1 protein-coding gene (cut by a window edge) is annotated in these 13,197 nt (G+C 66.5%); it reads right to left on the reverse strand.

The features are described from left to right. Positions 1-13,164 carry the 5' portion of an Ig-like domain-containing protein gene (locus tag BLU09_RS32255; RefSeq protein WP_090494378.1) on the reverse strand. 17,898 nt of this gene lie to the left of the window's left edge, so 13,164 of the gene's 31,062 nt are visible here — the first part of the coding sequence; its start codon is at positions 13,162-13,164; the stop codon falls past the left edge of the window. Between the last annotated feature and the right edge of the window lie 33 nt (positions 13,165-13,197).

Below are 13,197 nucleotides of genomic sequence, written 5' to 3' on the forward strand. Positions count from 1 at the left end.
TACGTCATTGGCAAACCCGCCAACATCGATCTCGCCAAGCTGCTGCGGGTTGCACGGGTCGCTCACGTCCACCAACACCAATCCATCATGGCCCGCGGCCACGGCGGCGAGCGTGCCCCGGAGCCGCACGCGTTGGACGTTGACGTCCAGCATTCCCTGGACCGTCAACGGCCCTTCCACCGAGAGCGTCCGCAGGCTTCCGCCGGCCACCTCGCCCGATGACGTTCGTGTTCCAACGCCCGCCACCGCCAGCCCGGCCTCCAGCGCCACGGCTTGCGCACCGGGGTCCGACGCGAAATCTCGAATGGGGAATGGCTCATGCGAGATATCGAAGGTGTGGAAGCCCGCGCTGGCGGCCGCAGCCAGCAACCGGTCTCCGCGCGCATCCACGTCATACACCCCAGCGTCCGGAATGGTCCGCTCGCTTATGAGCTGCGGCTTCGCTGGATCGGAGATGTCGAACTCGTAGATCCCGCCCACGACGATGCCCTTTTCGTCGTCCCGTGTCGCCACGCCACTGGCAAAGAGCCTGTCGCCCCCCGTGTCTGGATACGACACCGCCCACAGGTCACCACCGCTTGCGGTCCCCACGATCCGGTCATCGCCGACGATACCGTCCTCGTCCACGACTTCGGCCTGGCGATCGGGGGGAATGGGAATGGGAGCGCTCTGCCCCGTCTGCGAGCCAGGGGTATACACGCCCGACATATCCACGACATGCAAGCCGTGGCTCCCCACCACATAGGCATAGGAGCCAATCACCACCGCGTCCCGAAGGGTGCCCTCGAGCGCGACCGAGGCCCCCGTGGGCGCATCGTAGGTAAAGGCAGCCGGAAGCGTGCTGGATTCGCCGTCCGGGTTCTGCACGGTGACATGCGCGGGCCCCGCGACACCGTTCGGCGTGTAGGCCTCGAGCCTGTTGAGTCCCAGGACGCGAACGCGCTGCGCCTCCACGCCATTGAAGCGGACGGTGACGTGCCCGGTCACCGAGAAGCCGTGCCCCTCGATGATGACCCGCGTGCCGCCCGACGTGGGGCCCCGCGCGGGCGCCAGGCTCGTGAGCATGAGCTCGCGTGTGTAGAGGAATGCGCCCGGTAGCACCGTCGAATGTCCCGCCGTGCTCTTCAGCTCCAGGGTCGCAGCCCCCTCGGCGCCGCGCGGTGTGAGCAACGAAATCTCCGTTCCATCCTCGGAAATATCGGGGTTGTCCGCCGGGCGCCCATTGAAGGCCACCGTGAGGCCCTGAGTGAACCCGCTGCCCTCGATCTTCATCTCCGTGCCACCGCCGACAGGTCCCTCCCGGACCGAGAGGCGGGTGATGGTCATCTGGACTGCGTCACGTGCCCCTGCCGTCGTGAATTCAAGAACATAAGTGCCCGGCATCACCGCACCACTGCCGGCATCTTCTCCGGTGGCCTCACGGACGCCTTGAATGGTCAGGCGATAGCGCGTGTTCAACCCCAGCTCGTTGCTGCTGGGCATCACCGTCAGCGTATTGCCGGAGACGCCCACGGCTCCCGTGACGTCTAGCCCCTCGGAAGAACCGTTGAGCTCAGACAGGCGAACCGAGCTGTCACCTTCGTCCCCCAAAGAGATGGGGACATTGAAGGTGAGTCGCACGGACTCAGTCGGCCGGACATGCTCCTCGCCATTTCGTGGGCTGCTGGCGACAACCACCGGGAACGGTAGTCTCACCACGGCCAGTCCGTCCTGCGCGGCCCCCTGGTGGGTCGCCGAAATGGTCGCGACCGCGACGTCTCCATCGATGTCCACGTCGGAGAGGTTCGTCGCGGGGTACAGGTCGAGCGCGTCGATGCTCTGCGGCGCCGCCATGTTGGAGGCCTCCACGAGCTGAAGCGATGCGGGACTGCCCACGGGACTGATGGGCGAGGTGATGGCGGCCATCACGTGCGGCTGCACCGCACCGCCGACGAAGAGGCCCGAGCGCATGAGCGATGGCACCACCGCCTGCACATAGGGCCGGGACGACGGCACGAGCGAGACGGTACGCAACGACCGTGACGCAGAAAGTGCCTGAGGCCCACGAATGTCCATCTCCCCAAAGCTTCCGGACAACTCTCCCACGACCGAGAACGACGAAGTGGCGAGGTCGACGATCAGCGTGCTCGCCAGCGTGCCCCGCGTTGCATGAAGCAGCGCATGGCTCCCGGAAGCCGCGACCTTCTCCACGGCCACGGGGCCGGAGACTCCCGCCATCAGGAAGTTCTGCTTCGCACCAAGCAGCAACGGGCGATCCGGGTTCGCGATGGACAGCACCTGCAAACCCGCGCTACCCGCCGCGATGAGCGCCAGATCACCGACCAAGGCAATTGCCTGCGCCGTTCCGGGGAAGGTCACCTCACCGACGTACGTGGGCGAGCTCTTGTTGCTCAGGTCGAAGACGAACAGCGCGCCCTCTCCTTCTCCAGCGACGTCCACATGCTCGAAGGACGTCCCATTGGCCACGACGAATGCGCGCGAACCACGCACCGCCAGGGCCACAGGAGCGAAAGGAAGCCGGATGGACGCACCGCCCATGGCCCAGGCGTTCTCGGGCGACGTGACATCCACGGCCCCCAGAGCGCCCGGAGCGCTCTTGGAGTAGAGCTCGGTGAGACTCTTCGCCGCAGTGTAGACCCGCGCCCCCGACAACACCCACGCCGTCTTGTCCTGGAGCGCAACGGCCAGCGGGGTTCCTTGCGCCAATACGCCAGTCGGCTGGCTCTCGCCGTGAGACTGGGGATCGTGACGGCCAACACGCCTGGAAACTGCAAGTCGGCTGTAGAGGAAGGCCCCTGCCGAGAACGCGCGCTGACCGTCCGGATTGGTCACCACCACATCCGCGGGGCCGAAGGAGCCCTCGGGCGTAACCGCGACCAGCCGCCCAGGCGCAACGACCCTGACTTCCGTCGCTTCGGTTCCATTGAAGGTGACCGTCGCGCCCCGGTGGAAGCCCGCGCCTGATACCTCGACCTGCGTTCCGCCCGTCACTGGGCCCGAAGCGGGGGCCACCAGCGACACCTGCAGCATCGGCAGATAGACGAAGCCGCCCACGAGTGACGCTTCGCCACCATCCGGATTGAGGGCCGTCACCACCGCATGCCCTTCGACACCAGGAGGCGTGATGACGGTGAGCTGCTTGTGGTCCTGTGACACTGTGACCACTCGCGCTTCGGTGCCCGCGAAGTACACCCGGGCGCCCTGCGCGAAATGGTCGCCGCGAATCGTCACTTCCGTACCGCCGTCTAGCGGACCTGCGGCTGGAGACAGACTCGACACGACAGGGAGTTCGTTGACCGTGCCTCGCGTCCTGAAGCTCGCGATGTACGGCGCCTCCAACGGGACTCCGCTGAGGTTCTTGACCTCTTCCGTCACCGTGACGAAGTACTGAGCCGACACGGTCAGGGGCTTCCGCGGCGTCAGGGTCACCGTCCTCGCGGTCACCTCGATTTCCGCATCAATCAACCGCCCCAGCGTGGCGTCGCCTTCACGGAGCATCACGGACTGCTCCGTCACGAATGCAGGGGCCAGGGGCGTGGAGAACTCGATGGCCACCGGCGCCTCCACGCCAACCTGGGACGCGCCGTCCTGCGGCTGCATGCCGGTGACAACGAGACGGAATGGCGCGAAGGCCGCCCCTCTTGCCGCACCGTAGGTGGCCACGGGGATGCCCGAGGTGATCGCCACACTGCTGGCGCGCGGCAGGTTGGCCTTGAGGGGAGGGCTCTCAAGCGTGCCATTCGGCTGCAGCGCGGACACCGACATCAGTCCCTTCACCGGCTGGCCCTTGCCATCCACCAGGGAGGCCGCTACCACCGCCAGGTTCCCACTCACGGCGACGTCGGACAGCCCTGTCGCGACGAGGGACTGGCGCTCCGAACGGTGAGTCAGAAGTGCCTGAAGCAGCGGTGCGCTGGGATTCGAGAGATCGACAATCGCCAGGGTCGCCGATGGGTCCTTGCACGCGACGTATGCCCGAGCCCCCTGCGCCACCACGCGAACGGCCTCTCCAGGCAGCCCGATGAAGCCCGCTTCCTTGAAGCTGGGGTCCTGCAGGTGATGCACTCGCAGCCCCGAGGGCCCACCCGCCACGAGCAACAAGTCGCCGTGCACCGCGACGTCCATCGCAGGGCCAACGGTGCTCCTCGAATTCAGCCGTACCGGCGAGTCAGGATCCGCGATGTCGACCACGGCGACGCCGTTCGCGCCGTTGGCCACGAACGCGAGTTGCCCGGACACGGCCAGGCCATGGATGTTCTCGCCAGGAAGATCGACCGAGCCCAGCCGCCGGGCGAGCACCTCTGGTACACCGGTCATATCAATCAGCGTCAGCTGCGGCGGATGCTGTCCCGTCGATGTCGTTCCCGAACGTCCGGTCGCCACCACCGCGATGTTCCCCTTCAGCGCCGCGGCTCTCGGAGGGCCATCCACCATGGCCAACCCCAACGTCGTCGCGGTCCCCTCACCTACCTGGACCAGGGCCACCTGGTGGCCCCCGTCACGAATCGAGCCGAGCAACAGGCGCTGGTCAGGGCCTGCCCTCAGGAAAGACTGTTCGCCCTGCTGATTGAACGCATCGAAGAAGAAGTTCGGACGCATGCCGATCTCCACTTCCTCGCTGCTGGACACTCCCCGGTTGCCAGTCGGATCCACCGCGGCTGCGCGGAACTCCAACATGTCGCCAACACGGTGGTCCGTGGGGATCGGCCACTCCACGCTGTACAGTGGCCTGTTCGCGGGCCCAACGACCGACTCCGTCGTCGAGTCGATGACGCTGCCATTCAGCAGGAACTCCACTCGGGCGACCCGGGCGTTGTCCGATGCCCCCGCAGACAGCGTGATGGAAGTCCCCTCCGTTACCACGTCGTGGCCGGGAGGCTCGACGAGATCGACTTCGGGCGGGACGGTGTCCCTCACGGTGCCCAACAGCACAGGCTCGGATTGCGTTTCCTGGTCCGCGGAGTCGACGGCGACCGCCGTCAGGACCAGCGTTCGATTGCCGCTCCCCAACTCGGGATGGAACGTTGCGGCGAAGAGGGTGGGCTTGCCGGAGATTCCGGCTGGTGCCGTCGAGGTGGCCACATTCCGCCCGTCCACGAAGAAGTGGACGGCCTTCACTGCTCCCTCGATGTCTCGGGCATCCGCCTCCAGGCGCACGGAGGCGCTCTCGAAGATTGCACTGCCCGCCGGTGGCGAGGTGACAGTCACCGTGGGGGGCTGATCCTTCTGGACAGTCGCTGAGACCGGGCTGCTGCAGCCCTCCTGCCCCGCCACGTCGACGGCACACGCGCGGAACACCAGCGTCGGAAGTGGCGCGTTCCCGGTGATGCGCTCAGGCGTGTAGATGAACTCGAACGGAAGCTGGTTTCGCCGGCCGATCTCCACCTCGGTCTCGCCAGGGCGCGTCATGAAGAACCTCACGCTGGCGACCGCGATATCGTCCGAAGCTGTTGCGACCAGCGCCGTGGGACGACCGGATATCATCTGAGCAATCGGCTTGAGCTCGACCTCTGGGAGGTCGTCCTTCACCACCCCCACCGTCACCGTGGCACTCTTCGTTTTGCCGGACGTATCCGTCGCGATCGCCTTGAACTCAAGCTCGGTCTCCACCCGCTCCGGCGGGACGCGATACGAGAAGGCAAAGGGTGGAGCGGGCATGGTGACGTGCGGCATGCCATCCACTTCGAAATCCACACGCACGACCCCGACGTTGTCGTCCGCATGGGCCTCGACACGAAGGACCTGGCCGGCCGTCATCTCCGAGTTGTCGGCGGGCCGGAGGAATGAAACTTCAGGAGGTGTCGTATCCGCCTGGACAGCCACCTGGACGACTGGCGCGCGGGCCTCCTTTCCCGTCGAATCTCGCGCAGTGGCGCGAAGCGTCAGCGTCCGCTCCGCTGAGCCAGGAGGAAGTGGAACGCGGAAGCGGAATGGCGCGGCTGTGGCAGCGAAATGAAGCGGCCCGCTGAGCCCCCCTTCCACGCTGGCCTCGACTGACACAATCTCCACATCGTCCTGGGCGGCCACCACGAAGGCGAAGTCCCTGCCCTCGGTGAGCGTGACGCCTGTTCGCGGCTCAGCGATGGCAACAGTCGGCGGCTGATCCTCGACCACCGGGAGGCGCACCACCTGGCTCCGGACTTCGTGGTCGAACGAGTCCCGAGCCACCGCCTGGAGCTCAACGGCTTCGACACCCTCCGGAACAGGAACCATGAACACGTAGGGCGGTGCCCGCAGCACCAGATCCAGCATCACGCCATTGACCCGCAGCGCGACGCTGGTGACCGCCACATCGTCCTCGGCGGAGACCGTCACCGGGATGGTGCTGTGCTCCACGACCGGACTGCCATCCACCGGAGAGAGCAGCGACACCGCAGGCGCACGATCTCGGACGACATCGACCAACTGGAGTGCGAGCTCGTTCTCATTGTCTTTACCGGCGGAGTCCCTAACGCGAACCGCGATCAGGTACGGAGCGGAGTCCCCCGCCCCCAGTTCGTTCAACCGAGGCACGGTGAACTCAGCACGCACCACCGGGCTGGAGTATGAGTAGCCGTCCCTCTCGCCTCCCGAGTCGGTGGAGAAACCACCGGCGCTCCGGATGACACGAAGCTGACCCAACGTGGGACCCACGAGGATTTCGAGCTCCTCGATGAAGACGTTGTCGACGCCGACCGCCTCAACGATGACCGCGCTTCCCTCCACCAGGTCCTGTCCGAGCGAAGGCCGGAGAATGATGGCGGAGGGATGCACCTGATCAGGAACGACCTGGGCGACTTGCTCCGTCCAGGTGTCATGGCCTTCCAGATCCGTGGCCACCGCCCTGATGGTGATCTCAGTGCGCTCACGCGTGGGATCCAATGTCACGAATCCCGGGGGAATCAGGATGCTGCCCCGGAACTCCTTGACCCGTGACAGGTCCGCCTGGAACGACGGCGGCAAATGCTTGATGGCGTCCCTGAGCGCCGGGTCATGAGCCTGGGGCAAACTGTTCGGCGTCCCATCTGCTGCCCCCGCGCTGATGGCCCTCGCTTCGATACGGGATACGATCAGCGCCAGTCGACCGTTGACGAAATACTCGACCTTGGCCACGCCCGTGTCATCGGCGGCCACCGACGACAGCACCATGCCGATGCTCCCCTCGGTCAGGGTTGCGCCGGGGGTGGGACTCGCAATGGCCAGCGCTGGCGCCTGCGGCTTCTGCCCCTCGACAACCAACCTCAGCGACTGCTGAGCGCCAAGAGTGTCGGTCACCGTGACATGCAGCACCGACGGTGCTCCGTTGGCTTCGACCGGTGGCGTGAGCTTGACGGTGAGGCTGAATTCCCTTGGGACCTGAGGGAGGTCCTCGGAAATCAGCTCCGTCCCTGCGTACTCCACCTGCATGTGCGTCAGCCCGACGTCATCCTTCGCGCGCACCACCACCGAATGCTGTACGCCCTGAAGCAGCCGGACGTAGCCACTGCGCAGCTCCGTGGCGGAGACGAAGTGCTGACCACTTCCCGGGAGGTCATACCAGAGCCGATCCAGGGCGACCTGGGGCGCGCTGTCGTCATGAACCTCCAGGTAGACCGGCTGCGACACGGACGCATTGCCTGCCGGGTCCACGGCAATGGCCGTGAGCATGACGGGGATGCCTGACGTCGGAGCCGGAATGGAGAGTGGGAAGTCGACCTCCGAGGATACCCGGCCCTCTCGCGCTCCTCTCAGGACGCCATCCACCAGCAGCTCGACCCGTTGGACCGCCACCTCGTCACGGGTCTGGACACGAACCGTGAAAGGCATGCCGGCCACCACGGTATCTTCTGAGGTGGGCTGGGTGATTCGGACCGTGGGCGCCTGGGTGTCAGGCAGTGCGGCGACGTTCTGACTTTGGAGTGTCAGCGCGCCTGCAAGGTCACGAACCGCGGCCGTGAGCTCCAGTGGGCTGGGGGACCAGGCCGAGGGCAGGCGGTAGTCGGTTCTTGCAACGGTTGGCCGGCCAGGCGGCACGGTCATCGTCCACGGCTGCACCGTCAGCCGTTCACCCGCCGCGGTCGCCCGGACCTGGACGAATTGGCTTTCGTAGTGCACGCCCACGTCCGAAATCGCCGAGGCCGTATTCGTTCCCGCCTGCGGGAGGAACGACACCCGGACATCCTCCACGAGGATGCCAGAGGGGAAGGTCAGGTTCGCCTGGTGCGGTGCCTCGCTCAAATCCACCCGGCGCACGCCTCCAGGGTGCCTGGCCAGGAAGGATTGAACGTTGGGGCTCGTCTCCATCCCGGGAGTCACGGTGAACCGGTAGTGGACCTCGGCCTGGAGACCAGGGGCTGCGTCGGGATCCACGCTCAGGATGAGCCGCTGGGGATCTCCCTCCACGGTGCCCTTTACCGGTGCGCTGACCTCCAGCGCGGTGGGGCCCGCATCAACCGCGAACGACTGGTCCTGACCGAACGCCAGGCGAATGGCCGATCCGTAGGCGACGCCCGTCGCGCCAGGGGTTGGCAGCAGGAACTGGCCATCGCTGCTGAAATTCGCGGGTGGGCGCGTCGTCGCAAGCAACCATGCCGCACCAATGCCTGTGTCCTCCTCGACATCCACCTGGACGGCCTGCACCGCCTCCTCGATCAGCCCGCCCCCACTCGAGGGTTGCACCCAACGAACCACCGCCGGTACGTCCGCCACCAGCTCGCACGTCACGCTGGCATGGGTGGTACGGCCCGCGGCATCGGTTGCATGGGCCTTGGCGGTGTAGCTGCGGGAACCAAATGTACCCAGCGCAGGCAAGGTCAGCTGCCAGCTCCGGGTGGCGGACGGCCCGGGAGCGAAGGGCTCCACGTCGAGCGGCTTGTCGTCGACTTCCGCGACAAGCGTCTGGAGGGTCCCATCATCCGTCACATCAAGCTGGAGCCTGACCTGAGAGCCAGCCACGCAGGACTTGTCGGATGGCGTCCCGTGGAACTTCAGCGAAACGCGGGGTGGCTCCGTGTCTTGCGCCTGGACGATGTCGAGCTCCAGGTCCGACGTCGGCGTAGCGTTGCCCGCTGGGTCGAAAACCCTCGCCCGGAGCGTGTAGCGGCCCTGTTCAATCCCCTGGAGCTTGAGCGTGCCCTCGAAACTCGAGAAGAAGCGCCGGCTGGTGATGATTTCCCCTGGGGCCAGGGGATTGGGGACGCGGGTTTCCTCATATCGGCTGTCCTTGGCGGAGAGGATGGCGTCCGCGTTGGGAATGGGCACCGCCGTCCCCGCTTGCGTCACCAGTTCCACGTCGACCCGAGCCACTCGGACGTCGTCCTCTACGGCGACACGCATCCCGAGCGCGCCGTTGACCCGGACTGAAAGAGGGCCGCCCGTGCTCGGCGGCGCGGGCGCCAGCAACTGAGCAGTGGGTGCCTCGGTATCCGGGCGAATCGTGAGGTGGACTTCGGCCTTGCCCGCCTGCCCTCCCGTGTCCCGGGCCTCCACACCCACTGAGGGAGGCGCACCCTTGCTGATGATGGGAGCCCACACGGTGAAGAATTGCTGGGCACTGAGTGGTATCACCGGCCCTGTCTCGGGCAGCGTGCCCTGCCGTTGGCCACCGGAGAGCCCCACCATGCCGACGATGCCGTCGTCGTCTCCCAGGGTGGCGACGATTCGCACGTCTTCACCCTCCTTGTAGGGGGTACCCGCCGCGGGTGACGTCAGCGTCACCACGGGAGGCAGATCCTCGACTACGGCCACGTCGAGCTCCCGCTCCGCGACAAGTCCGGATGAGTCCGTCGCCACGGCACGAAGCCGCAACTTCTGGCCTGCAGGCGTTGCAACTGCGGGGATTGACCAGCTGAACACCTGGAACAAGCCGTCCGTGTCCGCCTGAGTCAGAGCCCCCAGGCTCTCGGGCGCGAACAACTCCACCTTCGCGATTCTCACGTCGTCGGAGGCGGCGACATCCACCTGTAGCGGCCGTCCCGTGAACACGGGCGCACCGGGGAGCGGTGCGCGGAACGTCACCATGGGCTTGCGGGTGTCCTCCACAACCGTGAGGAACTTCTCAGCGGTCGTCACGCGGTCGGGGACACGGTCACGCGCACGCGCCTCCATCCGCACGATGCCCGGCGTGCTCTTTGCGTCGAACGAGAAGCGGTACGGCGCGACGTTGTCGGTGCCCAGCGACAGACCGTCGACCAACAGCTCCACCGACGTCACCCCCACGTCATCCGAGGCGAGCAACTCCACGTGGACCATGGTGCCCGCAGTGGCCTCGGTGGGGGTGGTAAGCGCGAACGACACGCTCGGAGGCTCATCATCCTTGGTGTGGAGCTCCACCGGTGGCGAAACGCCGACATTGTTCGACGTGTCATACGCCTTGGCCACCAAGGTGAGCTGGGTCGCCCCCTGCAGCTGCGCTTCCGTGAGCACCGTGTGGGTCACGAACGATCCACGCACACTTCCGTTCGTTCCAGGTGCGTTGTCCGTGAAGATGACGTTGCCGTTCAGGAGGATTTCCACCTTGGACACGGCGACGTCATCCAGGCCCGCCACGGTGGCCAGCACGTCACTCGTCCTGGGGACGGAAGTCCCATCCTTCGGAACGACGAAGGACACGGCCGGAGGCTTGGTGTCCGGAACAGCGAAGATCTTCACCTCGGTCCGAGTCGTGTTCCCAGCGGCATCTCGCGCTTCGGCGATCAGCGTCACCTCCGTCGATTCAACCACCGGGGGCAACGTGTAGAACGCTTCGAATGGCGCGACGGAGGCCCTGCCGAAGACGGAGTCCCCCGCCATCCAACGAACCTCGACGGGGTCCTCGGTGTCATCCACCACGAGCGCAGTCAGGCGGACCCGACTGCCCCCCACCATCGTGGTGGACGCCAAAGGGCTCAGAATGGAGATTTGCGGCGGCGCATTCGCCTTGGCCGTGACGGTAAAGAGCCGGGAGACGATTTGGCCCGCGCTGTCCGTTGCCGTCAGCTCGAGCCGACGAGCACGCCCCACGTCCGCGGTGGTCGGCGTCCAGGCCAGACTGAAGCGCTCGCTCCCCAAGGGGGACCCTCCGGCCCCGCCGCGTGCGATTCGCACAGCATCCACCGTGGTTCCATCCACGGTGAGTGACAGCTGGGTACCGAAGGCCAGCGCATCGTCGCTCACGGTGCCCGTCACCCGGAACGGCGCCCCCGCGACGGCGTTGACGGTGGCGCTACGAGGCTGGTCCACATTCAGCAGCGGCGGCGCGTCGGCGACAACGCGCACCAGCAGCGTGTCGGATCGAACCAGGGCGCCGCCTCGATCGAGTGCCTCCACTCGAAAGGCCAGACTCGTCCCTGCCGTCCCATTCCGCGGCGTGAAGGTGAGCTCCCAGAGAGGAACCGGGATGACGTCCCCGCTCGTGGGGTGCTTACGAACCTCGACGCGAGGGAGGTCCACCGAGCCCGCGAAGACGTCGTCGACGTAATACCGAACGAGCTGGAAATCTTCCGTCGACAGTCCCCCACCCGCCCACGATCCGCTGGTGACGCGCAGAACCTGAGGCAGGCCCTGGACCAGCAGTGCGCCAGGCGCGGGCAACTCGATGACGACGGGCTGGGTGCTGGGCGCGGGAACTCCGGCCACACGCACCTTCACCGCGGTGGCCTCGGTACGCTGACCACTGCTATCGACAACGGCCGCAGACAGGGTCAGCGTCGCACCGCCATAGGGGGGCGCCTGGATGCGCATCGAATACGGCGCTTCGGTATCCCGCCCCGCCGGAGCGCCGTTGATCAGGAACTCGACGTAAGACACGGCAATGTCGTCCGTCGCGGTCGCATGGAAGTCGAAGGAGGTGCCCGCCGTCACCGTGGAGGGGGCCGCCACACGAACCGTGGGCATACCGTCGCGCACGGTCACATCGAGGAACGTATTGAAGGCATCATGCACCGCGCGAATCCGCGCGACGCCAGGGCGCAGCCCGGTCACCTTGCCATCCCGTCCTACCGCGGCCACATCGGGCGATTCGGAGCTCCACGTCGTACCGAGCACCCCGGCCGTGAGGTCGACACGACGCTCGCCCGAAGGCGCCGCCGCATCTGACAGGATTCCCTCTAGACGCAACGTCAGCGTCCCGCCGACGCGTTCCACCCTGGGCTGAAGCGGAAGCATCTGGATGCCGATAAGGCTTGCGTCCGAGTCAACCACGACCTCGGCAGTCTTGCTCACGCCCGCGAAGGTCGCGGTCAGCACGGCCGTTCCGTCATGCCTCGCCTGTACGAGCCCCTCTGGCGAGACCACGAAAACGGAGGAATCGGAGGACTCGTACGTGACGCCTTGGAACGAGCCACTGAGATTCACGTCGCCCGCGAGCGAGAAATGCCCCGTCACCTGCACCTGGGCGGAGGATCCGTACCCGCCAGAGAGCAGCAATGGATCCGGGCTGATCGTGACGTCCACGAGCGGATCGAACGCGCGCCCGCTGGTGAACTCGACGGCAGAGGTGTTCACCACCCGTCCGTAGGGGTCATGCACGGCGACATCGACCACGACCACGCCGTCCGCCGGGACCTGGGCTCCATCGAGCAAAGGCACGATGAAGTCGACCTGGCTCGAGGTCTGCTCGCTGGGGCGCGCCACCAGTCGGCGTACGCTGGAGAAGGCCACGGACTCCGCGTCACTGAGGCTGCCTTGGACCCGTCGCAGCGCCTCGACAGAGGCGCCCACGAGCGTCAGCTCCGCATGGGCCACCGGACCTTGGGCGCGGACGCTCACCATGAGGTGCGTCAGCTCCTGGCTGGCGTTGACCCGGACAGCGCCCGCGGGAAAGACAGGCGCTTCCTGGGTCAGGTCGTACCGGGCAATCAGGGGCGTGGCGGTGCCCTCTTCCGCTGGCTCGGCCTTGATCTCCAGGATTGCGTCCGCGGGGAGCTCTTGGCGCAGTGGCACGCGAACGTGGAACGGGACTGCGCCCGCGAGGTCCTGATTGACCACCACGTCTCGCACGTCCACCAGCGTGCCAGCAGACGGAGATGTCGCCTTCACGGCGACCCGAAGCTGACGGACATCCCCCTCGACGGACATGCCCAGGTCGACGGCGGTCGCTCCCGGTCGAAAGGGGGTCAGCGGAAACACCGTGGCCACGCGCGACTGCGCATGGGCGTTTCCCGCGCCAACAAGTCCGGCCACCAGCGCGACGAGCGCCAGGCCCCGCTTCAGGTTATCCAGGAGCACAGCTCCCCCTCGAATCCGACGAAGACCACGCGC

This window comes from Myxococcus virescens, assembly GCF_900101905.1.
Taxonomy (GTDB): Bacteria; Myxococcota; Myxococcia; order Myxococcales; family Myxococcaceae; genus Myxococcus; species Myxococcus virescens.